Below are 24,538 nucleotides of genomic sequence, written 5' to 3' on the forward strand. Positions count from 1 at the left end.
TTAGCGAAAAACGCCGAGTGCTTCACGGATGACGCGTTGAGTGCTCGCAGCGCCGTAGCGCTCGCCCCGTGCGTACGCCTTTTCGTAGACCTTGATCGCGACATTGATTTGCCACGCTGTCCAGTCGATCGTGGGCAGCGAAAATGCCAGTTCGCCGTCGTCGCCATGATGTACCGCGATGGAGGGCGCAGCACTTTCGGAGCGCGCAATCGCGAAAAAACCTTCCGTGATACCTTCGATCATCAGTTCGTCAGTCTCGTAGCTCATCGTGAATCTCCGGGTCATTGCCAAACCGGCGACCACGCGCCGGACGAAAGGCGAAACAGGGTGATGCGCCGAGCGCAACCGTCGGTCCTCGTTTCGAGTCGCACAGCGCGCGCGTCGTCATCAGGGCGGGTCCAGCGGTACAAAACGCGAATGGGGGCATCGACCGGGCAGCCGAGCCAGTGCGCGGCGGTCGCGCGCAGGCGATTTTTCGTGTGTCGAATGCCTGCCTGGCGGTGAGCCTCGGGGGGTGCGGGGGGAACGCCCGCGCGTGTGTGCGTGATTCGGTCGGGGGTGGTTGTGCTCACGATTTCGTCCTTTTGTGTCGGGTTGTGGATCTGCCATTGGGAGCCGCCTCGACGCGGGTTTAGCGCGGGCGGGCGCGGGTGCAAGGGCGCGCCCGGAGGCCGCATGCGGAGCGCAGGCGTAGCCGAGCACCGAACGGGTGAGGACGTGGGCGGAGCGAAGCGCAGCCTTTACCCTTGCGCCCGTGCCCGCCCGCGCTATGCGTCGAAAAGGGGCGGCTCCCAATGGCAGATCCACGCGCTTAACCCGGCGCAAAAGGATGGAGCGCAACCACGCGGTTTCCCCGACCGGATCGCGCACACGGCGCGGGGCAGCCGGCCCCGCGCCCCCTCGGCCGGCGTAGCCGGCCGCTAGACCTGCTGTCCGCCCGCGCGTAGCGGGCGCGTACTCCACGAGCAAGCGAAGCGCGCAGCGCCGGCACGGCGCGCAGACGTCAGGGATCGAAGCCCGTAGGGGCGAGACTCGCGCAGCGAGGCTCGACGCGCAGCGCGAAAGCCCGGCCCGGAGCGAAGCGGAGGGAGACGCCCGAGCAGCAAGTCAGGGAAATGCCCCCAGTGCATGCGCCACAGCGACGAGCGCATGCACGGCATCGGAAAGGTGATCCTTTACGGGAGCGGCAGAGAATCGGAAAGAGAGAACTTTCGGGAGTAGATCATCATGCTGTGTACGGCCCGCCGAAGGACACTGACCGGCACGCCGCACCAGCGGGCGCGGCGCACCCGCTGGCATCGATCAGGTCAATCACGCGCCGGCATGCCTTCGCCCTCCGCTACGGCAGCGGCGTCGCGCACCTCGTCGGCCGACGCAACCAGTGCAGGCTCGTCCGCCTCCGCTTCATCGGCGCTCGCCTCGGCATCCGACGCCTTCGCCGGAATGTCCCACAGCTTCATCCGCACGACTTCGGCCTTCGCGAAATGCTCGGGCAACCAACCGCGCCCCGCGATCAACCGTTCGGCCTCCGTCGCCGCGTCCCCCTTCTTGAGCTTCGCCACGCGCATCGCATCGGAAGGCGACACGGCCGCGCTCACGACGTCCACGATCCGATCTTTCGAAACGTGGTCGAAGTAGCCCGCCTTCGTCGGTTGCCACGCATCCGCGAGATTTAGCCCGAGCGCCGGGATTAGCGCGTTGATCGCGTGCGGCCGCTCATCCGGGCACACGCTGTCCACGCTCGCCGCGACGTACTGCGCGAGGATCTGCAGCAGGCGCTCATCGGTCTGCTCGATCAGCCAGCGCAGCAGCGCGTCGCTGTCGTTCGGGATCACACCTCCCCAAACCCGGCGTTGCTCTCGCCGCATCGTGAACGCAAGGTCGTCGTCCAGTTCCGGCGCATGCTTCGTCAGGGTGTGGGAGTGGTCGCGGAACGTCACGTCCAGTGCGCTCCCTTCGGTACTGTGACCGTACTCGCCCGCCAGCAGCCGGTGCACGAGCGCGGCGAGCGCGACGTGCGGCTGCTGCGCGAGGGCGGCGGCAACGGCCGCCGTGCGATGCGCGTTCAGGCGCAGCGTCAGCCTTTCGGAGTGCGGCCCCTTCGCGGGCTTCACGGCCGGCGCGGCGACGCGCGCCGGCTGACCATCTGACGAGTCGTCGTCATCGTCGTCACCATTCTCGTCACTTTCGGTCGTCGCGGCGGCAACCGGCTCACGCGCAACGAGTCCGCGCTCGATCACGGGCTCGCCGTTCGCATCGAGCGAGAGAAGCGCGCCAGCATGCGCCATGTCGTCGGGATGGTAGACGAGCAACGACTCTTCGATTTCGTCACGACGCATGCTCAACGCGCCTTCTTCCAGTTCCAGCCGCTCGGCGGCTTCGTCGTCCGTGTCGTCGGCTTCCCACTGTGCCGCGATCTCGGCCAGCCGCTGATCGATCGCCGCCAGTTCTTTCGCCACCTCATCGTTGGGTTCCGTTCGACGCGGCAGCACCGAGCGAAACTGCGACCGCGTGGCATGGTCGCGCTCCGGCATAGCTTTCACCCACGCCCAGCCTTCGGCCAGCACCGACGCGCCGAGTGCTTCCAGTTGCTCGGTCGCGAGGCACAGCATCAGCGCATGATCGCGATACCACGCATCCTCGGCTGCGGAGAACAGGTCGCGTCGCACGGCACCGCCAGCCGCTTCGAACGCCTCGACGCCGACGAATTTCGCGACGCGGTTGCTCACGAACGACTGTTCGTCGCGCACGAAGCGGCGGCGGATCGCGTGCGCGTCGCGGTTGTACGGCTCGGCTTCGAACCACGCGGCCTCTTGCTCGGCGTGACTGTCCGACAGCGCAAGCGCCTGCATCTGGTCGATCTTTATCTCGCCCGTGCGGAACAGGTCGACCAGCTTCGGAGACACTCGCGCGAGCTTGAGGCGGCGCTGGACGGTTTTCGGATGCACGCCGTACAGGTCCGCGATTTCCTCGATCGACCGACCGGATTCGACCAGAATCCGGAAAGCGTCGCAGGCGTCGGCCGGGTGCATCGGCTCGCGCATTTCGTTCTCGGTTGCCGACAACAGCACGGCGTCCCCGACCGGCACGACCCGGCAGCGCACCGGGTGGTCGGCGGGGATGTAGTCGTGTTCGAGCAGGTAGATGAGCGCGAGGCGGCGACGTTCGCCAGCGGCCGCGCCGAACGTCTGCGCCTTCCGCGCGCCGACCGTCATTGGATGGACGATCAGGTTCTGGAGCAGACCGACTTTCCAGATATTGAGGGCGAGTTCCTTGATGCCGGTCGGCGGCACGCGCCGCACGTTGTAGGGGGACGCGACGAGCCGTTTAAGCGGAATGTCGCGCAGCTCGTCTGCCGTTCGGTGAGCCTCGGGGGGTGCGGGGGGAACGCCCGCATCGTGGGCGAGGGCCGGGATCTCGGTGGTCACTGCGTTCATAAAAGCCTCCTTTACGTCGGGGTGGAAAAAGCTGCCATTCGGAGCCGCCTCGACGCATGGGGAGTGCGGACGCGCAGGCACTGCAAGGGCGCGAGCAAGGCCGCAGCGCCGCGGCCGTCAGGCCCGGCGACCGGGCGCCGCGCGCGGCAACGCGCACCCTTGCGGTGACGGCGGGCCGCACTATGCGTCGGGATGAGGCGGCCCGATGGCAGCTGATGCGCCGACGGGGGAGGCTGGAACGCGGGGACGGCTGCCGAGGCCCGGACATCGCCGGCGCCGGGCCGCACGCGCGGCCCGAGCGCGAACTCCGCGCGGCTCGCCGCGCGGCTGACGGGGCGGCCAGCGCCGGGGCCGGACGCCGGTGGCGGCCGAGCCCCAGGAGCGGACAGCCCGTTTCTCTGGCGCGCGGGTGCGTGCGGCTTGCGTGCCTGGCGTAGCCGGGCGCGCAAGGTGCCGCGCGCCGGCTGGATATTGGGAACGGTGAAGATCCACCGCGGCCAGCTGGGGCAAGCAGTCCCCGCCCGCGCCGGCCGCTCGATGCGGACGGGGTGGGCCGCCCCGGATCAGTGGAACATCTCGTGGTACGGAATCGGCCTTCCGCGTTCCAGGCGCCGGCCGGGCCCGCGGGCCCACGCCGGCGATGGAACATGGTCTAGCGGCGAACGCCGCCGGCGCCAGGCGCGCGCTGGCGGCCGCGCCTCACTTCGAAGCGTTTCGGCGCCCTTCAATAACGCCAGCGTCGTACGCCGCGGTCAATGCAGCACGGATACACCAGACGGCACAATCGTGGAAATCCAGCCGGTCGCTGTAACACGTTTCAAGCGTGTCGATGTTCAGATGGATACGCGCGATCGCAAACAGCAACATTTCGAATTCGCCTTTGTTCATGGGAGTCTCTGGAAAGGCCTGCCCCGGGCAAAGCCGGGGCAGGCAGGTAAATTCATCGCCGCGCGCACTGGCCGGCCTGGAACGCTTCCAGCATCGCGTAACGCAACGACGCCGGCAGGACTTCGATTTCCGAGTCGGAATCCCATACGTACGAGATCTCCGGGCCGAAGGCGTTGGCTGCGATCGCGGCCAAAATTGCATCAATCAAATATCGAGGCATGCTGTTCTCCAGGTGTGCCGGCCGCGGCGCGCGGCCGGCGCTCGTGTGGTCAAGAAAGCTGCACAGCGCCGCAGTTCTCGGCCAGGCAGAAGGCGAAATACCAATTTCGGTACAGCACGGCGAACAGGTGATCGCAATCGGCGTCGATTGCCCCAATGATTCGAACGAATTCCGGTACCGATAGATACGCGCCATGTCCAGGTCGCTGGCGCGGTGCGGGAACCGCACCGCGGCGTCGAGGCGGACGCAAAACACGTCGACAGGGTCGCCGTTCTCATTCGTGCGGGGATGGTCGAGCTGCTCGAGACCGGAATAGGCTGAAACGATCAGTCGCATGGTGAATGTCCTCTGTTCGGGTCTTAGGCGGCGGCCAAAGCGGCGCCGGCGACGGGCGCCGTCAGGCGCGCCTTGGCGGCCGCAAAGTACGTCGCGTCCAGTTCGATGCCGATATACCGGCGCCCGAGCTCGCGGGCGGCGACGCACGTCGAGCCGGAGCCGGCGAACGGATCCAGTACGACGTCGCCGGGCTGCGTAAAGGCGGAAATGAGTGTGCGCAGCGCGGCGACCGGCTTTTCGGTCGGATGGTGGCGATTGCCGCTGTACGGAAACGGCATGACGTCGGCGATCGGCGCCGCCGGCGCCGCGGGCCGCCCCTTGGCGAGCAGGTAAGCCGATTCGTGCTGGTACTTCACGAGGCCGGCCTTGGACGCGTAGGACTTCGTGAAGACGAAGTGGCCGGCCACGCGAAAGCCGGCGGCTTTCCAGGCGTCGAAAAACAGGTCGACCTTGTTCCAGCCGTAGAACGAAATGCACACGGCATCGCGTTTCAGGACGCGGAACATTTCGGCGAACGCCGGCGCCAGCCAGTCGCCGTTCACGTCGTTCGCGATCGAGCGGCCGCTGCGATCGCAAAAATTCACGAGGTAAGGCGGGTCCGTCACGATGCAGTCGACAGATTCGGGGGCGAGTTTGGGCATGGCGACCAGGCAGTCGCCGTTGTACAAATAGCTCACGGTCAGCTCCATAGAGTTGAGATAGGGGCAGCCGGAGCGATGCGGCTCGCAAACCGTGCTACCCGGAGCTGGCGAGCGCCCGCAGGGGAATGGCGGGCAAGGGGACCGTGGAATACCGGAGTGCGCGAAGCGCGCGAGGATATGCCGCGAAAGCCCCTTGCAGGAGCGGGGCGCCGTGCGACATTCGTCGCGCACGGCGCAACGGTCCGTCCGCCAGGACACGGCGGGCGAACGTGGGCTCCGGGTTGAAAGGTCGACGGCAGCGGCGTGCCGGCGGAGGGGGATGGACCTGCAAGACGCAGCGGACCGACGGTGCTGCGTCCTGGTCATGAGCGCCGCAGCGATCCCCGATCGCGCGGCGCGATCGCGATTCCATCAGCGCGGCCGCGAGAGCGGCCGCCGCGCAAATTTGCCCACACGACGGCCGAGCGGGTTGAGGTACTGCAGCGTCAGAACAGCGCCAGCTGCTGCGCCTCGAGGCGCGCATCTCGACGCTGCACGTCGACGTCGCTCGCGAGCAGCTCGATCGATGCACCATCCGGGTCTTCAACGCACGCGTCGAGCGGAATGTGCGCCCCTCGCGCGGCGTCGGCCGCACCAATACGCTCGAATTCCGCACGCGTAGCGGCCAAAAGGGCACGCGTGGCATGCTCCGGCAGCACGCAGTCGGCCGACGCGTACTGGCCGTCAAAGAATCGTGTCACGCCATACCTTTCTCCGCCGCCGTGCCTTGGCCGGTATACGACCAGAGCGATACGACCGGCATCGCGCCGACCGTTGGTCCATCCCACTGGCCCGCAAGGCACTAGACCACATTCGGCGGCGATCGCCGCGCCGCGCGCGATCAGGTCGGCGTGCGCCCGGTCGATGACGCGATGCAGATTGGGCATCTTCAGGAAAAGCTGATTCATTCGGGTGTCCTGGTCGTGCTCGGGGTAGCCGAACCACGACGGCTGGCTGCGCGCAAAATGTGAGATCGCGCACCATCCATCATCACCATGTGCGCGATGATCGGCGTCCGCTCATCGGGAACTGTCGGGACGCTCCCGCCACGCCTGCACCTCGTGAACCTTCACGAGCTCGAACGGGGTCTCGCCGTCAGGCTCGACACCAGGGTTCTCCAGAATGACGCGCAAAACATCTGCGTCACTCAGGGCGGCCAGGGCCGTCAGAAGCTGCTCGCGCCCAGCCTTGCGCGCACGAGCCCACTCGCTCCCATCCTCGTCGTTCCAATCCGGTACGGTGCGCAGGTGAAGGCCATACGCGCGGGCGGCTTCAATTGCGGCAGTTTCGATCGCTGTCATGTTTCGCTCCTCGGTCACTCCGATCAGTGGACATCGCGGCGCACGAATAGACGCGCGGCCGTGGCCGAACGGGGAAAGCCATGCACGTCGGACGTCTCGGCAAGCATTGCGGCGACGTCCATCTGCACGTTAGATCCCGATCGAACGCTGCCCGCCCGATGCACGCCGATCACCTCGAGCAGCTGCAGGCTGCCCGCGCGATATCCGTCGACTGTCATCGAGGCGCGCACGTCCGGCGCCAACCGATCGCCGTAGCGCGACGCGAGCCGCACGAGCACACGCTCAACCGCGCGATCGCTGAACTGTCGCGACAGCGCGATCCGATCTGCGGCGAGGCGGACCGTCTGCCGGCCGCTGGACGTCAACATGAAGTGTTCGACCCGCTCACGCCTGCCGCCGTCGGCCAGACGGGTGGCCTGCAGCGGCATCACAAGGCGCGCGACCTGGACGTCTCGCGGACCATCGGTCCAGTCGGTGGTCAGCTGCGTGCCGTGTTCGTTCTTCGCGACGCCCACCGCGAACGACGTCGCGGGGAAGCCTTCGCGCAACACGGTCTGCACCAACTGCGCGGTCTCGACAAGCGTCAGCACGTCGGCCAGCACCGCGGGCGCGGTGGCGGAATCCCGGCTGCCCCGCGCGCGGACGGACTCGGAATTTTGGGTACGGCGATCTGCAATGTGAGGGAACATGTTGAACCATCGAATGATGGTGTACGGGACAACGTGAGGCGAGGACGCCGGCGGCGGCCGCCGGCGCGTTAGGGTTAGGCCTTCAGCTTGCGCATCTCTTCGGCGAGCACCCACATGGCACGATTCAGGCGGAGATCCTGATCGATGCCGGCCACACCGCGTGTTGACATCCGGCGGCCAGTGGCCGAGCGACCGCGCAGTCCGCCCTTGATCACGTTCTCCTGCACGCGCTGGAACGTAGTCCAGAGGTCGGGGCGGTTGTCTTCGGTACGACGCGCGCGAAGCAGCTGATCCTCGGTGATCGGCGCGGGCGCTTCGGTCACGTCGTACCGGAGCGCCAGCACCGACCGCGCGAACGCCTGTTGCTCGCCTTCATCAAGCTGCACGGCTTCCATCTCGCTCTTGCATTCGCGGATCAGGTCGAACCCGTCGAGCACCTCGTGCGCGCCGTCGACGACGTGGTCGACGACGTCGCCCTTGTGCGGCACCCGGATGTCGTGCGTCGTGTCGCCGAATACGAGACCGTTCTGGCAGACGAATCGGAAGTAACCGGCCAGCATCTGGTAGCTGCTCGACCCATCGTGGCTGTTGAGGAGGATGATTTCCGGGGTTTCCGGCGACGCGACCTGCGACGCGTGACGCAGCCGGAGCATGTGCTTCGTATGCTCGCGCTTCGCGTCGAGGCGCACGCGGGTCTGGCAAACCATGAAGGGCTGGAACCCTTCTGCGCGCAGCTTCGTGAGGATCTCGATGGTCGGAATGTAGGTGTAGCGGTCCGACCGAGAGTCGTGCTTGTCGGCGGCGAAAATCGACGGCGCGACCTGACGAATCTGCTCATCGGCGAGCGGCGTGTTCGAGCGAAGGATCGGGGCGTTACTGCCAAACTTTGTTGCGAGTTTCATGGTTCTCTCCGTTTAAGATTCAGCTTCGATGCGAGTCAATCAGGAATTCGTCGGTAATTACGCTGCACATCTCAGGACTACTATTCAATTAATAAGCCGAGTCGATTTCATCGTGACCTCCGTTCGAGAGTGGTTTGCATTGCTGGCCGCCCGGGCCCCAAGATTCGGCGCTCCCCTCGTAGGGGTTCGGGCCGGTGACGGCTTGACTTCGGCAGACCCGCTGCCGCCAGTCCCCTGAGTTCGTCGTCCCGCGACTAGAGGAGCCCGCCGGCGGGCGTGTTCAAGGGCGGTCGCAAAGCCGCATGCGGAGCGCAGCCCGAAGGGCGAGCACCGAACGGGTGCCGCGGCCGGCGAAGCGCACCCTTGAATGCGAACGACGGTGGGCTACGGTCGCGTTTGGGACGGCGAGCTTAGGGGACTGGCGGTATGCGCAAAGCTGAGACAGCACCGGCTCGCCGCGCGGCGAGCGCCATTTCTTGCGGCCCTGGCCGCAAGACTGGACAGGCTTGTGCCGCGTGTCGCGGTCGTTCGCGACACGCGGTTGCGCTATGCTTCGGCGTGATCGTGTGAAATCAGAGACGAGTCGATGCTCATTCGGGAACAGGGAAACCTCATCAAGGTGCTGCGCGTCGAGCCTCCCAAGCAACCGCGTGCAAGGGGACGTCGGCGCGAATACGTGCTGGGCACGTTTCGCGCCAACGAGCCGATACCGCCCGAGCTGCTCGCGGCACTAACTCCCGACGAACGCGAAGCGCTTGCGCGCTGGCTCTCGGTCTATCGGGAAGGCCAGGCGCGCACGGAGGCGCGTGCGATGCTGGCCTCGGCACCCGCGCAGCTGGAGTCGCTCGCCAGTGCACTCGAAGTCGCGGCCGACACCATGTCGGCCGTCGAGGCGGACCGTGTATGGACGCAGCTGCAGGCGATCGCACGGACGCTGAAGCGGTCCGGCCATCCGCGGCCGCGCGCAGTGCGCCGGCCGCCGGCGCCGCTTCCCGGACAGCAAGATTTTTTCGCTGAAGGCGACGAGCTCGAGCAGCTGGCAGATCACTAATCGGACGCTGCTATCGGACCGCTACTATGCATCCACACGGTATCGATGGCGACGTCGGATGTGCTGGCGCCGCTGGCTATGAGCGGCACTGACTCAACTTTTTTCCCACGCCCCGCTAAGGGAACTATTTTGATCTGGCTGGCCCTATTTCTTTGAATCGCGCCGGCCCACCTGGATGTTCGTAGTTGCATCGCGAGCACGTGCATCGGTTCGCGAGTTTCGAAGCGCGGTCGTTAGAGATTTTGCTGCGTCGGTCTGTACCTCGACGGTAGTCGCAGGCGAATCGCGCTATGCTGCCTTGTCATACACGAAGCGCCGCTTACGTTGTTGAAGTGAAGGTCGCGGCGATAGACTCCGTCCCACTTTACCAGCACAAACAGGAGGGCGGCCGTGGGGTCGATTTCATCAGAGCAGCTGCGGGTGGTCGTACTAAGTGGCTCAGCCGGTAGCCTGGACTCACTGCGCACGATCGTCGGAACGCTGTCCAGCACCCCCGGATTCGCCGTACTTGTGATTACACACCTGCATCCGGGCGAGGAAAGCCGACTGGCCGATATCCTGCAGACGGATGCGCGCATGCCGGTCGAAAAACTCATCCACCTCCGGAAGATCGAACACGACCGCGTATATGTACTACCCGAGAACGCCGGCGTGATAGCCCTGGACGGCCATTTCCGGCTCACACGCCGGCAGGCGGGGCTGAATCTGCCGATCGATACGTGCCTGGCATCTCTCGCGCAAGATCCGGACGTGAACGGCGCGGTGGTGATTCTTTCCGGCACCGGGCAGGACGGAGCGGCCGGGCTGGTTGATTTGAAAGCCTCCGGTGGTTTTGCAATTGCGCAACAGCCGCAGACAGCCAGTCACCAGGGCATGCCCACGGCCGCAATCGATACCGGTCTGGTCGACGAGGTGCTCCCGCCGGAAGATATCGCCGCGTGTCTGACGCGTCGCTTCGGTGACCAATCCAGCAGCGATGAGACAAACGACGCGCAGGCATCCGACAACGACGCGCTCGCTACCGCAATTTCCATCGTCCAGCAAAGGACGGGTATCAATCTCAGCTACGTCAAGGACGTCAACCTGCGCCGCCGGTTTCAGCGCCGCGTGCTATTGCAGAAAGACCGGGACCTGGAGGGCTACCTGCAACTGCTCCGTAGCGACGCGCGTGAAGCCGAAGCGCTGCGGGACGACATTCTCATCGGCGTGACAGCCTTCTTCCGCGACGCGGAGTTCGTCAACGTACTGCGCCAATCCGTCATTCCGGCGCTTCTGGAGCTGAAACGCGATCCGATTCGCGTCTGGGTGCCGGCATGCTCGACGGGCGAAGAGGTCTACACGATCGCCATCCTGTTGAGGGAGGAGCTCGACCGCGACGCACCGCACCGTCGCGTACAGATATTTGGCACCGACATCAATGAAGCGTCGATCGAGATCGCACGAGCCGGCCGCTACAGCCTGATGTCGATCGAGGACGTCCCGGAGGCGTTCCGCGAGAGCACCTTTGTCGCAACCTCAGGCGGCTACGTCGTGCGCAAATCGATACGCGACATGTGCGTGTTCGCGCGGCACAACGTGCTGACGCACGCGCCATTCTCCGGCATGGACCTGATCAGCTGCCGAAACCTGCTGATCTATCTGCGCAAGGAAGCGCAGCAACACGTGCTGGAGGTGCTGCACTACGCATGCCGACCGAATGGCTTTATGCTGCTCGGTCGCGCCGAAGCAGTGTCGGGCGCGGACGGATTCGAACACGCCGGCGCTCCGCACCTGTACCGCAAGGTGCCGGCCGCCAAGCGCCAACAAGGCGCTTTTCCGATCGATGCATTGCGACCGTGGGCCAGCCAGGCCACCGTGCCCTCGGTACGCCGCGCGCAGCAGCCAGACCCGGTGTTGGAAGCGGCCAATCGCGCCGCGCTGGAGCGCTATTCGCCGCCCGGCTTCGTCGTCAACGACAAGGGCGACGTTGTGCACTTCCGGGGCGACGTGTCGAGCTTCGTCGCGCCTGCAAGCGGCGAAGCGTCACTCGCTCTGCCACGCCTGTTGCAGCCAGAGCTGAACGTGACGGTGCGCACTGCGCTGATCGAAGCGAAGCGAACGAACCAGCCCGTGCGACGGGAACGGGTGGGCCTTGGCGACCAGTACTTTGCGCTTGAAGTCGTGCCGCTCACTGCCGACGATCTGGTGCCGCATTTCCTGGTCACGATGAAGCGCTTGCCGGACGATGCGCCTGCGCAATATAGCGCGAGTTCAGGCGCGAACGGCCGCAGAGTGCAAGAGCTGGAGCGCACGGTGACCACACTGTCGGACGAGCTCGAAGCGACGCAGGCGCAGCTGAAAGCTGTCGTTGCCGAATTTGAATCCGCCAATGAGGAGTTGCGTACCGCCAACGAAGAAATGCTCAGCACCAACGAGGAACTGCAAAGCGCCAACGAGGAATTGATGTTGGCCAAGCAAGAACTTGAGTCGACCAACCAGGAGCTGGCTTCGCTGAACGACGAACTGAATTCACGTAACCAGCAATTGGATCGAGCCAACGACGACTTGAGCAACCTCGTCGAAGGCATCCCGCTGCCCGTGGTGGTACTCGACAGGCAGTTGCGCCTGCGGCATTTTTCACCCCAAGCCCAAACACTATTCGCGTTGTCCGATGAAAGTGTCGGTCAGCCGATGGCAACGCAAAATAGCCTATTCTCCGCAGCCGATCTCGAACGAGTCGTACAGTCTGCCGTTCAAGGATTGGCCGACGTGGAGCACGAGTACCAAGACAGCGAAGGTCGCTGGTGGCTCGTCAATGTGCGCGCATACCGGACCGCCGACGATCGCATCGACGGCGCCGTGCTCGCTTTCCAGGACATCGATGCGCTAAAGCGCGCGCTCGGGACCGCACAGTCCGCCAGGGACGAGGCCCAGCGAGCCAATACGGCCAAAGACGACTTCCTCGCCCTCGTGTCGCACGAACTACGCTCGCCACTGAATGTGATTTCGGGTTGGGCAGCGGTCCTGATGACGGCAAGCGAGCGCGGTGTGTCGACGGACGAGGAAATGAGCCGGCGCGCGGTGACGACCATCCTGCGTCACTGCCAGTTGCAGGCCGAATTGATCGACGACCTCTTGGATGTCTCGCGTATCTCCTCGGGTCGTTTTTCGCTCGACACCAAACCGGTCGACTTTGCCGCGGCCGTCCGTACGGTCGTGGAAAGCAATCGGCCTGCCGCGGAAAAAAAACAGATCACTCTGGTCAGCGCCGGTCTGCAAGGGCGCGCCATCGTGAGCGGCGACGCCCGTCGTCTCCAACAGGTAGCGTCCAACCTGATCGGCAACGCGCTGAAGTTCACGCCGGATGGCGGCCGAGTGGAGGTCGCGTTGACGCAACTCGGCACGTTGGCCGAACTCTCGGTCACAGACAACGGTATCGGGGTGAAGGCCGAGCAGCTACCACACCTGTTTGATCGCTTCATGCAGTCGGACACCACACGCACGCGGAATTACGGGGGCCTGGGCCTGGGTCTGTCAATCGTCAAGCATCTAGTCTTAGCCCACGCAGGTACGGTGACGGCCAGCAGCGAAGGCGTAGGGCGCGGCACCCGATTGACGGTGCGCCTGCCGATGATGCACGAGTCCACCGTCGAACAGGACATCGTTGTACCTGCGTCAGGCAGCTCGGCGCGCATGAATGGTTTATCGGTTCTACTGGCCGACGACGACACGCCGGCACAGGAGGCACTGGCGCACTTGCTGCGCGGTCTGGGCGCACATGTCCAGACTGCCAACAGCGCGGAGGAAGCCCTCGCCCGCCTCGCGGCCGGCTCGTTCGACATTCTGATAAGTGACTTGGCTATGCCTGGCACAGACGGCTATGCACTGTTGCGCAGCGTTCGCTCGCGTGAAGGCGATCGACGCCGTATCTACGCGCTTGCCCTCACGGGCCTCGCTTCGTTACAGGATCGAGACGCCGCAATCGCAGCAGGATTTGACGACCACCTGCCAAAGCCGGTGAACCTCCAACAGCTGATCGAGAAACTGTCACTCGGGCTGGGTCGATGAGCGTGGGGTGCACCCTACAGTTCGACACGTGCGGACCAATGCTGAGCACGCAACGCATCCGCCCGCATGCGATCGCGCTGCGAGGACAGCAATAGGAAGAAGTCCATGTTGGTCGACCTTATTTGGTAGCACTCCGGATGATTTAACATAACAGATACTAACGTCGTGACTGGTGGACATCTGAATCCGGGTATGACACTGGTATGTATATTTGGAATGTGTTGCGTCCTAAGCCGTGGATCGACCATTTCGGCGCACCACTGAGTTCCGTAGACGGTACTGGTATATGCCGCAATTCGGAGACTCTACCGGTATTCGACCGGACACCGGACCTTGTGCCTGTGCCCGGGAGAGCCACCTTTGAATACGCGTTCCTGTCTTTCTAGATTCGACGCTACGCGACGAACCGGATCGCGCTGTTCTCGATGGCAGCCTGGTTGCCGTATTGCCAAGTGATGTTGCGGTGTTCATGTCCGATCGGCAGACCCGAGTAGATCGGCTGGCCGAAGCGGCCCAGCACGTCGACAAGCATCTGCTCGAGCGTGAAATCCGCGCCGTCCGGGATCGGACAGCGCGTGAATTGCCCGAGCACGAACGCGCGGGCCCCGTCGAACGCGCCGCTCAGACGCAGTTGCGTCAGGCTGCGGTCGAGCCGGTAGCCGAATTCCGTCACGTCCTCCAGTAGTACGATCGCGTCGCGTGAGCGAAGCGACCAGCGTGTACCCGCGACGCTCGCAAGCACTGTCACGTTGCCGCCGCACAGACGTCCCCGCACCGCACCAGGGGTGCCGGACAAAAGCCGTAGGCTCAGCGGGGCGCGTTTACCACCGGTCAGCACGGCGAGCATGTCGGCACGCGTCGCGTCGTCGACCTTGGTCGCCAGGCTGTGAAATGTCGGACCATGCAACAATCGCACGCCGGGCCGGTCGGCGAGCGCACAGAACAGCGACGTCGCGTCGGAAAAACCGATGATCGTCTTCGGCGTTGCGATCTCATCGGGCAGGTGCTCTAGCAGGTGTGCGCAACCGAATCCTCCCCGCGCGAGCCAGACGATGTCGATCGACGGGTCCATCAGCATGCGCCGCAGATCGTCCGCTCGCTCTTCGGCGGTACCGGCGAAATAGCGGTACCGGCTGCCGAGATGCGCGCCTGTCGTGACCTTGAAGCCCCAGCTCTCGACCAGCGCGATGCCACGCTCGATGCCTTGCGGATCGGGCACACCTGCGGGCGCGACTACGCCCACTGTCTTGCGTCTTGATTCCATTGAACGGATACCGTGCGGACAAGAACCCCCTGAATATACCTGAGACCATTCGCGAGCCGCCCACACCTGCGAGGCGACAATGAACGCGGGGAGAGGCCATTCTCCGTCGGCCGCGAATCCGATTCGCTCCCAGCGCAGCTTGAGAATCACAGTCGATGCTCGCTTACTGCAATAAAAGCACCCTATCGGATCGCAATATTTGATTTGCGCGCAAACTTGCCGAATCCACCTACGGCATCTCGATATGCCTCCCTGCCCCCCGCCTCTTGGGATAGGTTCGACAAAACCTCGATGCAGGAATGCGCCGCGGCACAAGTATCGGCGGCCCGACTCTACGGCGTAACAATCATTGACGTTCTGTCTCGAGGCGGCCGCCTAGAATGGGTTAACCTAATCGTCATATGATCTAATAGACGAATTCAGCAATATCCCGATGACTTCCGCGGTCGATCCTTTCGCCGAGTCGCTGGCGCGAGAGCAGGCGCAACCTGTATTCGCCCTGACCACGCCGACGCGCGAGGATACCGCGTCGGTTGTGGCCGACGCTACCCAGTGGGGTCCGGCGGTACGCTGCTTCCTCTCTCCGTTCGATGCATTGTTGGACATGCTGTTCTTGCGGAGGCTCGATCCGAACGTGATCGAGGCCGTTGTGCGTTCGAACCGGTTGCCAGCGGAGATTTTTTATTCGAGTTGGCTTCGGCAGCGGCCGCTCGTGCTGCACGTGGCGTGGCTCGCACATGGGCAACGATTGGTGGCGGCAGACGACGGCCGATTGATCCGGATAGCGCGGGAGCAATCCGGACAATGGCGGGTGAGGCGCCGCATCCCGGAAACGATGTCGATCGAGAGCGGAACTTGGGCGGTACTCGACCGGCTGCATGAATACGCGGGCCTGTTCGCCTGGCGCGATACGCTGGAGATCTCGCGCCGTTGGTTGGGCACGCCGGCGGCTGCGGAAGCCGCGCTACACCGGGCGGTCGCGGCACTCGGGTCGATCGAGCCAATCGTGGTGCCGGCCGACCGCGCTGAACAATTGGCGCTGTATGACCCGGAAGCGGGATGCTGGCACTTCGTGCCGCGTGGATCGATTGTTTGACCTGTCGCGCAAACGTTGAAATTCGGAAGATTCAAACAAAAATCTGAGGGCCGAAGTGAGTATCAGCGAAACACTCAGCAGCTTCGCATCTGGGGCGGTCGACTGGAACCGCCGGCCGGTAGCATTGAATTTTGGCAAGGCACAAGGTGCGTTGGGACACCTGCTCGCGCTGCAGCATGCCCACGTGCGCGAGGGATTGATGACCGGCATCCAGGGCCATCTAACCTGCGTGTCGACGCGGCATAACCTGCCGCCGCAGCTATTTCTCGGCGTGCCGATCTCGATGCGACTCGTTACCGACCGTGGCCAGCTGCACTTCGTCAACGCAATCGTTCGGGACGTCCAGATCGGCCAAAGCGACGGCGAATTGTGCGTCTACCAGCTGACGGTCTGTGACGCGCTGTCGCTGATGGACAAGCGCACCAACTCCCGCGTGTTCCGCCAGCTGAGCGTCGTCGACATCCTCGGGACGCTGTTCAATGAATGGCGTCAACGTAGCCCTGCGCTGGCCGCTGCTTTCGAATTCGACCTTTCCGGGCTTCACCGCGACCGCTACCCGGCGCGCGAGCTCACCCGCCAGATCAACGAATCGGACGCGAAGTTCGTGCGGCGGCTGCTGCGGCGCGAAGGGATAACGGTGTTTGCCAGAGCTGGGGCAGCTAACACAACGCGGAACGGTCACGATGAGACACCTGTTCACACGCTCGTGTGCTGCGACGACCCTGCTTCGCTGCCAGAAGCGCCGGCGGGCTCCGTCCGCTTGCATCCGCGCGACGCCGCCACCGAAGAGCGAGACACGGTTACGCTGTTTGCCCTGCACCAGCGGCTCACGCCCGGCAAGGCAGGGCGGCCCTCGTGGGACTACAAAAAGGCAAGGATCGACGAGTCGGTGGTGTCCGCCAGTCTCGATCAAGGCGACGCCGGCAACGATCTGGCGCAGCTCCTGACGGACGTTGCGATCGACATTCCGCATGCGGGCGACTCGTGGAACGATCACGAGCGCCTCACCCGTGCGCGCATACTCGCGCATCAATTCGAGGCCGAACGCTACGATGGCGTTAGCAGCGTACGCGACCTGGCCGTTGGTGCATGGATCACACTGACCGGCGACCCGGAATTGGACATGCAAACCACGGACAAGAGGCAGTTCGTGATCACGGCGATCGAGCATGACGTCTGGAACAACCTTCCGAAGGGGCTGACCGCGCGCGCACAGGCGCTTTTCGCCGCGAGCCAGCATCTCGCCTACCCTTCGCCGCTCCAGCCGCCGGCGGCCGCCGAAGAACCCGATACGCGCTACGAGAACCGCTTCACCTGTGTCCGCCGCGGTGTGCCTCTTACGCCGGCATACGATCCGCGTATCGACCTGCCGCCGACGCACCTGTTGACCGGCACCATCGTCGGCCAGGAGGGCGAGGAAGTATTCTGCGATGCAGACGGACGGGTGCGGGTGCGCATCCACGGCCTCGATCCGGCCGACCACGCGCATGCCCAGGGTGCTGGCACGAACGACAACGCCGGCGACAGCGCGCCGATCCGTGTCGGGGCGAGCTTGGCGGGCGGGAGTTTCGGCGCCCTCTTCCTGCCGCGCGTCGGTATGGAGGTCTTGATCGGCTGTCTCGGCGGTGATCCTGACCGTCTGGTCATCATCAACGTCCTCAGCAACGGCGCGAACCCTCCAGCGACGTTCACCCACGTCGGCACCCTTCCCGGCAATCGATACGTGTCGGGCATCAAGACCAAGGAAATCAAGGGACGCCGGTATAACCAACTGCGTCTCGACGATACGCCTGGCCAAATTTCAAGCCAACTGGCCAGCGAGCATGCGCATTCGCAGCTGAATCTCGGGTATTTGACCCAGCCGCGTCAGGACGGCCACGGCCAGGATCGTGGCGAGGGCGCTGAATTGCGCACCGACGCGGCGGCCGCGCTGCGGGCCGCGCAGGGGATTCTGCTAACGACCTACGCACGCTCGCAGGCGAGCGGCGGTCAGCTCGATCGCGATGAGCTGCTGCGGCTGCTCGGGGAGTGCACCGAGCTGTTCAAGTCGTTGGGCGACTATGCCGGGCAGCACGGCGGGCAAGCAACCGATACTGCTGGTCAGCAGGCAGTTGCCGAAGCGTTCAAGGGCTGGACGCCCAGTAGCAGCGCGTCGGACACCGGTACGGGTGCCGCGGCTGGGGCGCAGGCGCTGCTGGCGTTCGGCGCACAGGCTGGTTCAGTCGCGATCACTCCGAAGACGCACGTCACGTATGCGGGCGAAAACATCGATCAGGTCGCGCAGCAGCACGTCCAACTGACCAGCGGCCAGAGGATCAACCTCCATGGCGGTCGCGGTGTCGCAATGTTTGCTCACAGCGACGGGGTGTCGGCGATCGCGAACCAGGGCAAGGTCACGCTGCAGAGCCAGAACGACGACACGCAGATCGATTCAGCGAAGAACATCCAGTTCACGGCCGCTGACGGGAAGATCACCGGTATGGCGAACGACCAGGTGGTCTTCACGACGTCTGGCGGTGCCTATCTGAAACTGCACGGCAGCGACATAGAGCTCGGTTGCCCGGGCAACTTCACCGTGAAGTCGGCCGGCCATTCATGGCAGGGACCGGCCAGCATGAGCACGGACATGCCGAAGTTCGATCATGCGCCGCTCGGACGCGTGCCGAAGCTGGTGCGAGCCTCCGACGGCAACCCAATCGAAGGGTACGTCGGCGAGGTTCACAAATCGTCGGGCGAGATCGTGAATGGCCAGACAGACAGCGCGGGCACGATGGCTCCGATCGACCACAACCAGTTCGAACAGGTGGTCGTGAAGTTCTTCAAGAAAGACGCATAACTGAGAGACAGGGCACGGGGTATGTCGACAACACAACGCACTCCAGCAGCAACCGCCAAGGGTACGGTGCTGCCGAACAAGAAGAAGGAACTCATCGCGGTCAAACCCATGCCTCTACCTGGCGTCGTGATTTTTGTCCACGGCGTCAACTCCGAGGGCGAGTGGTTCGGTCCAGCCGAAGAGGGTCTCTGCCGCGGATTGAACCGGCGCCTAGGGCGGCTCGACGACCAGATGATGTTCAAAGGACCGGAAGGCGGACAACTCACGCCGACCAAGTACATCAAGTTCCTCACGAAGGACGGCTTTATCAATCCGAAGATGACGCCGCAAACCTACGTGCAGCCGGACCCGTCGTGGTCGCCAGTTATCCATTTCCGGTGGGGACACAAGGCGAATAAGGAAGAACTGCAGGAGTTTGGCGGCAACATCTTTCTGAATGAACAAAACTACTGGGGTGGTGGGCCATTTGCAAATGGCTGCTCGAGTCTCCCGGACTTGTGGAACGTCGGGGTCAACGACCGACTGTTCCTCTGGCTATCGGTCCAGGATCTGAATCCCGTTGACGCTCGCATGGTGTACTCGACACCAAACCGTCAATACGGCGTGATGGCTGCGCTGCGTCTCGCGAAACTGATCGAGTCGATCAGGAAGAAACAAGCTGATTGTCCAATCACCGTGGTTTGTCATAGTCAAGGCAACATGGTCGGGCTCACAGCAGCGTTTCTGGGCGATCAATTGCCGGATGTGAAGGATGGCGAGGGGAAAACTGGACGTTGCGTCGCCGACGCCTATGTATTGGCAAACGCACCGTACAGCTTGGTTGACAGCAACGTACCCGATTCCTGGACTCAACGCCGTGCAAAGGATTCAGAGGGTCGACGCGGGCGAGAGACGTGGGAGGCCCGGGTCCATACCCTCTCGAACTTCTTCGACATCATCCGTGCGCGCGCAGCCCTCGAACCTACTCCGGGCGATATCGATCCAGAGATGTCAAACGCATGCACGTCGTCGAAGGGCAAGCCGTACACGGCCGCTGCGGATCGCGAGGCCCATGGCCTTCAGGTTTGGGGTAAGACGTCAATGGGGCCGACGGGCTACGGAAACACGTACCGCACATATGGCCGCGTCACGCTCTACTGCTGCCCCCATGATCAAGTGATCTCGGCAACAACCGTCCAGGGGATAGGCTGGCGGGGTTTGACCGCTTACGAAATCGAAGTCACGGGTGGTGCTGATTGCTTCACGCAGCGGGTCTTCGCCTCGGGCTACCTTGTAGGCCAGAAACCCGGCGAGTATTACGATTACACGAAGAATGACTGGCGCTACAAGAAGGGAAAGACGAAAGGCTTCTGGTATCCCCCATCGCCCGAGGCGCGATTTTCGATCGTCAAGTCGTTGCAGAACCGTACGACTCTTCACGACATGTGGGGGATCTGGCAGATGCGAGGTATCGGCTCGCTCGTCAACCTCGCACGACCGGCGGTCAATGCGACGCCACCAGACTGGTGGGCGATTCCAATTGACGCGCCAAAGCTGGATCATCCGTTCACCCCTGTTGCAATGAAATTTGGAAATCCGATCGCACCAGTCCATGACGGCCCGGCCGCGACCAGCGTCTTTAATGAGGGCAATGACCCAGTGGCGGCCGCCCGAGATAAAAACAAGGCTGCTGCTGACAAAGAGCCTGGAGACGCGATCGACAACTACAAGGGCGCTACGCCTCTCGGAAACGAGGATAGCGAAGCAGATATGCGGTATGAATTGCACGCGGTCGTGCGACAGACCGTCCGCCAACGTGAGCAAGGAAATGGTTCGCTCATTGACCCGAGTGGTAACGTCACCTCGGAGCAACCCGGTTCCAATGCTGACGGCAAGGCGAGGCAGTATTCGTCATCCACAGTGACAGCCTACCTTGGTGCGACGGAGAAGAACAATCCGACGAACCATTCGACGATCATGACGAACGCGATGCACGCGGAGCACGCTCTCGCCTACGACGTCGCAATCGGCGTGTGCAAACTGACGCCGGAAGACTGGAAGGATTTGCGTATTGAGGCGGACTGGCGCTTCGTTAAGGGACTCGACAAGAGCAATCCGCACCAGAAGTATGCGGAGTATTTCGTTTGGGGAAGAATGAACGGGCAATTCCTATCACGCTGGGTGAAATCGGACCCCGAAGCACACATGCCGAAGAAGATCGTTGACGAGCGAGATGGCGGGATGATCCTCAGTGCGACGCACGCCCTATGAATACCCTTCTCTCGACTTGGCCGCGACGCGTTGGCGTCGCGCTCGCCGTTCTGCTCGTATCTGTCGCAGTAACGGCCACGTGGACGTATTATGCTCAGCAAGCTGCGACGCAGCCGCTCTCGGTTGAGGAATGGATGAAACGATTGATTGTGTTGCCGCTTCTGGTTGTGGTCGCCGTATTGGCGCTCTGGGCGGGGCTTCGGAAATCCGGCATAGAAAAGGCTGCGGCGACAACGACGGCCACTGCGACAAGTGTTGCAGCGGCAGCTGCCGTCCCTGATCGACCGTTCCGTGCACAAGTCGTCGGACTGGCGTGGCTAAACCCGCTCCAGCGGCGCGACTATCCAACCGAATGGCAGTTGCTTTGGACGATGGGCATTGCCAAGCCCAACGAGCACGACGACATGGTCAAAGAGGATCCGAAGAGCTTCACCACCGTTCAACCGGTTGCTGGTATCGCGTACGGTAATGATGGCCGTGAGACGTTCGATGGCTTCTACGAGAAATATGTTGAACAGCTGCTCGTTTTGTTCGGCGAGACTTACGTCACGAATCCATCCTACTTCTACAACGTGCATTCTAAGGACCGGAAGAATTGGCGAGAACTCGCAGGCATGCATATCGAGTTCGCAATTCCTGAGAAACGCCTCGATCCGGAAGCATCACGAAAATTCCTAGTGAAAGACTTTACGTCCGCGTTCGAGATTGGAAACGCGGACGCACCTACGCTTTGGAGTAAAGACACCCCGCCTGATGTCCATATCACGCCGGGCGGCCCGAACGCAGGCTTTACTTCGCTGAATCGCGCGCTCGACTACCTGCAAACGCATCCCGATCAAAGCGTATGGGTGATGAACTGGGACGCGCCGAGCTTCCCGCCGAAGGACAACCAGATGAACGAAAACATGGTGCTGCTCGTTCTGACGGGCCCGGACTTTGAGACGGGACGAGAACCGCTTGCCTGGATTGGACGAGCCGCCGTCGGCAATTTGAACGACTTCGAAAAGAAGTCCGGCACGACCCGCGCGGTCCAGGCCTGGAAATCGACCATCGAGCAGGCCGCGCACAATGCTGGTGTGGTGACGACGGACCTGCACTATGTGGTCCACGACGCGGGCAAGGGAAGCGATGCAGCATCCGCTCGCCTTGGCGCCTTGTCGCAGACGTTGACCGAGGTGCTGCCGGAATTTGACTACAAGACGCAGACGTTCAACACCCCGGCACTCCTCGGCGAGATGGGTGCCGGCACCGCGCTGACGGACGTAGCCTTGGCAATCGGTCGCGCAAATCATCTCGGTGGCAACACACTCGTGGTCGGTACCACAGACGCGGAACACCCTACTGCGGTTGTCGTGGTGCCGCCGGCGAAGCTGAATCCCGTCGATCCGAAGAAACCATGGTTCCGCGCGGCCGGCGAAGGCAATGCCTACCTACCGTGGTGGGGAAAGCGCCACGACATCGATTACAGCCGGTACGGGCAAGGTTATAGTTTTTGAACATGCCAATGATGCGAGAGAGCGCTCGTCGGGCGTGATTCATCGATAAGCGCATAGCTTGTTTGGTAGGGAGGATCTGTTGTGGAACCGGGAGCTTATAGACCCTCTCGCTATCGATATTTTTTCGGGTGGGGAGCTGGGCTGGTTGTCGTAGGCGTTGGGCTTCTGCCTGTCCTTATCGTGTTTCTCGCCATTGGCGCATTCGACCAGTGGCATATTAAAAGCGAAGGTCAGGTGCTGTTTTATTTTTCCGTGCCCATTCTTATGGCGTTCGTGGGGCTCATTCTGATCGGCGTAGGGCTCGTCAAGCGATTCAAAGAGCGTTCTTGAGGCGATGTAGCTGCACGGCGCGCACTGTTTAGACATCCGGAAGTCAGTGTGATTTTGTGTCGACGATGAATCAAGAGCGGAAACTTCCATGCGTGGCATTATTCGGGTAGGTGATGTACACAGTCACGGCGGCCGCGTTGAGTCAGGCGCCGCGAACAGTGAGGTCATGGGGCGCGCGGTCGCACGGATCGGCGATCGCTGCATTTGCCCGATACACGGCGAGTGCGTGATCGTGGAAGGTGATTCGGACTTCAATGTAGAGGGAAGTTTTGCGTCGTTCGACGGCCATAAGACTTCGTGCGGCGCCGTACTGATCTCGTCCATGCCCACGTCAGGGCGCGGCTAATTCGACCGGCGTTGGACTAACGCCGCCAGAAGGAACTTTCCGGGCGTGTGCCAATTCGCCCAAAGATGCCTAGATTTTAGGTATCTAGCAAAGTTGCTTTTTCACTCACTACTCCCTTCATCATGTTGGATGACATCACGCCGGTTAACTACTGCACTCATGCGATCGAGGATCTGAAGGAAAGCGCCCGGGGCGCCCGAATAAACGGTCTGACCGTCACCGCCGCACGCCTCGAAACAGTGATCCAGATGTTATCGACGGCACCGAAGTTTTTGCTGCCAAACTGCGCCGAGCTGATCGACACTGAGCATGTTCGGGAAACGCACCTCGAACTGTTGCGTCTACCCTACCCGGTGACGGTGTTCGAGGCACCATGGCGCAAGGACGACACCATGCCAGCGGCGACTGTGGCAGGTGTGAAAGAAAGCCTGTCTACACGCCGGATTGCGCTGTGTTGGGAGATGACCGAGGATCACACCCCCGTTCGGGGGCTCACGGAAATACCGCTCTTCCGGAAACACTATCCGGAAGGTGGTGTTTTCGTCTATCCCATCTACTACTCCGACGACCTGAAAACATGGAATCCGGGTGCTGGCGGAACATTCGTGCCGAGGGAATTTCGAATACCCGAGGGACACACGCCTACTCGGATGACCCAGATAATGCGTGACGTGAAGGAGAGCACGGGGCGACTTCATCGCAACGCGGTGGAGCATTTCGCGGAGCCATTTGTTCTTCTTCAGGAAATGTTCGACGTCGTTGTGGCGCAAAGCCATGGCGACGTCGATGCCGCGTTTGCCCGCTTGACCTATGACGCGAATGACGAAGTGCATATGGCGATTCAAGCCTGCGCGGTGTTGAATTGCGCAAACGTCGGAACCTTCGACATTCACCCGAAGCCCGCAATGAACGCGCGACGGCTGGCCACGCGACGGCCGCCATTTTTTACGTACAAGGTTCTGCAGGTCGCGGCGGCCAAGCCAGCAAGCGGCGGAAAAGGCACAGGTTCACATGCGGCGCCGCGCATGCACCTTCGGCGCGGTCATATCCGACGACTGGAAGACCGGGTGACCTGGGTGCGGCCAGCCGTCGTAAACCCAGGCAGCGAGCGCGGCGTCGTCGCGAAGGACTATCGCGTTCTCAGCCCCGAATCGGGCGAACCGGAATAACGGTCTGTCGAGTCGGAATTCTAAGAACGCGGATATCTTCGGTCGTGGGAAGTTGCCTCGGTCCATTCGACTTCGGCTGACCTGCTCCCGGCGTTTAGTACGGTGACGGTGTAGAGTCCGTTCCAGAGAGGAACGGCAATGAAAAAGCGATTCACCGAAGAGCAAATCATCGGCATCTTGAAGGAAGCCGAGGCTGGCCT

Annotated in this window: 18 protein-coding genes; 8 read left to right on the forward strand and 10 right to left on the reverse strand. The window is 62.9% G+C overall.

Translation table 11 applies throughout. The features are described from left to right. The 9 genes from QZM72_RS31530 to QZM72_RS31570 form a co-directional block, all read right to left on the reverse strand. A complete protein-coding gene (locus QZM72_RS31530; RefSeq protein WP_301740053.1) occupies positions 1-267 on the reverse strand; it encodes a hypothetical protein in 267 nt (88 codons plus the stop codon). A gap of 1,040 nt (positions 268-1,307) precedes the next feature. Then, a complete protein-coding gene (locus QZM72_RS31535; RefSeq protein ID WP_301740071.1) occupies positions 1,308-3,437 on the reverse strand; it encodes a ParB/RepB/Spo0J family partition protein in 2,130 nt (709 codons plus the stop codon). 699 nt (positions 3,438-4,136) lie between these two features. Beyond that, the gene (locus QZM72_RS31540; protein ID WP_301740054.1) at positions 4,137-4,325 is read right to left on the reverse strand and encodes a hypothetical protein; all 189 of its coding nucleotides are present in this window, start codon (positions 4,323-4,325) and stop codon (positions 4,137-4,139) included. 52 nt (positions 4,326-4,377) lie between these two features. Beyond that, positions 4,378-4,881 carry a hypothetical protein gene (locus QZM72_RS31545; RefSeq protein WP_301740055.1) on the reverse strand — a complete coding sequence of 168 codons (504 nt, stop codon included), beginning with the start codon at positions 4,879-4,881 and terminating at the stop codon, positions 4,378-4,380. A 23-nt stretch (positions 4,882-4,904) separates the two neighbouring features. Next, on the reverse strand, positions 4,905-5,558 hold the full coding sequence (locus QZM72_RS31550) for a DNA methyltransferase (RefSeq protein WP_301740072.1): 654 nt from the start codon (positions 5,556-5,558) through the stop codon (positions 4,905-4,907). A 449-nt stretch (positions 5,559-6,007) separates the two neighbouring features. Then, positions 6,008-6,469, reverse strand: a complete 462-nt coding sequence (locus QZM72_RS31555; RefSeq protein ID WP_301740056.1) for a hypothetical protein — start codon at positions 6,467-6,469, stop codon at positions 6,008-6,010. A 111-nt stretch (positions 6,470-6,580) separates the two neighbouring features. Then, complete coding sequence (locus tag QZM72_RS31560) at positions 6,581-6,862, reverse strand: hypothetical protein (protein WP_301740057.1); 282 nt, start codon at positions 6,860-6,862, stop codon at positions 6,581-6,583. A gap of 23 nt (positions 6,863-6,885) precedes the next feature. Then, a complete protein-coding gene (locus tag QZM72_RS31565) occupies positions 6,886-7,551 on the reverse strand; it encodes an LPD29 domain-containing protein (RefSeq protein ID WP_301740058.1) in 666 nt (221 codons plus the stop codon). A gap of 74 nt (positions 7,552-7,625) precedes the next feature. Continuing rightward, a complete protein-coding gene (locus QZM72_RS31570) occupies positions 7,626-8,453 on the reverse strand; it encodes a DUF932 domain-containing protein (protein ID WP_301740059.1) in 828 nt (275 codons plus the stop codon). Positions 8,454-9,039: 586 nt separating this feature from the next. On the opposite strand from QZM72_RS31570, the gene QZM72_RS31575 reads away from it, so the two are divergent. Both QZM72_RS31575 and QZM72_RS31580 read left to right on the forward strand, forming a co-directional pair. Further along, positions 9,040-9,504, forward strand: coding sequence for a hypothetical protein (locus tag QZM72_RS31575; RefSeq protein ID WP_301740060.1), 465 nt, complete (start codon positions 9,040-9,042; stop codon positions 9,502-9,504). Positions 9,505-9,894: 390 nt separating this feature from the next. Further along, the gene (locus tag QZM72_RS31580) at positions 9,895-13,551 is read left to right on the forward strand and encodes a CheR family methyltransferase (RefSeq protein WP_301740062.1); all 3,657 of its coding nucleotides are present in this window, start codon (positions 9,895-9,897) and stop codon (positions 13,549-13,551) included. Between the two features lie 394 nt (positions 13,552-13,945). Here QZM72_RS31580 and QZM72_RS31585 read toward each other — a convergent pair whose 3' ends face one another. Continuing rightward, positions 13,946-14,815, reverse strand: coding sequence for an LD-carboxypeptidase (locus QZM72_RS31585; RefSeq protein ID WP_301740063.1), 870 nt, complete (start codon positions 14,813-14,815; stop codon positions 13,946-13,948). Positions 14,816-15,248: 433 nt separating this feature from the next. Between QZM72_RS31585 and QZM72_RS31590 the strand changes: the two genes are divergently transcribed. The 6 genes from QZM72_RS31590 to QZM72_RS31615 all read left to right on the forward strand — a co-directional run bounded on the left by QZM72_RS31590 (position 15,249) and on the right by QZM72_RS31615 (position 24,338). After that, the gene (locus QZM72_RS31590; RefSeq protein WP_301740064.1) at positions 15,249-15,911 is read left to right on the forward strand and encodes a hypothetical protein; all 663 of its coding nucleotides are present in this window, start codon (positions 15,249-15,251) and stop codon (positions 15,909-15,911) included. A gap of 55 nt (positions 15,912-15,966) precedes the next feature. Then, entirely contained in the window at positions 15,967-18,747 is a 2,781-nt protein-coding gene (locus QZM72_RS31595) for a type VI secretion system Vgr family protein (RefSeq protein ID WP_301740065.1), read from the forward strand. Between the two features lie 21 nt (positions 18,748-18,768). Then, positions 18,769-20,997, forward strand: a complete 2,229-nt coding sequence (locus QZM72_RS31600; protein WP_283323556.1) for a hypothetical protein — start codon at positions 18,769-18,771, stop codon at positions 20,995-20,997. Continuing rightward, positions 20,994-22,493, forward strand: a complete 1,500-nt coding sequence (locus tag QZM72_RS31605) for a virulence factor (RefSeq protein WP_301740066.1) — start codon at positions 20,994-20,996, stop codon at positions 22,491-22,493. Before QZM72_RS31600 ends, QZM72_RS31605 begins: the two co-directional genes overlap by 4 nt. Before the next feature lie 418 nt (positions 22,494-22,911). Then, positions 22,912-23,169, forward strand: coding sequence for a PAAR domain-containing protein (locus QZM72_RS31610; protein WP_109343265.1), 258 nt, complete (start codon positions 22,912-22,914; stop codon positions 23,167-23,169). Between the two features lie 122 nt (positions 23,170-23,291). Then, on the forward strand, positions 23,292-24,338 hold the full coding sequence (locus QZM72_RS31615) for a hypothetical protein (RefSeq protein WP_301740067.1): 1,047 nt from the start codon (positions 23,292-23,294) through the stop codon (positions 24,336-24,338). The last annotated feature ends 200 nt before the right edge of the window (positions 24,339-24,538 follow it).

Source organism: Burkholderia sp. AU45388 (assembly GCF_030481585.1).
Lineage (GTDB): Bacteria > Pseudomonadota > Gammaproteobacteria > Burkholderiales > Burkholderiaceae > Burkholderia > Burkholderia sola.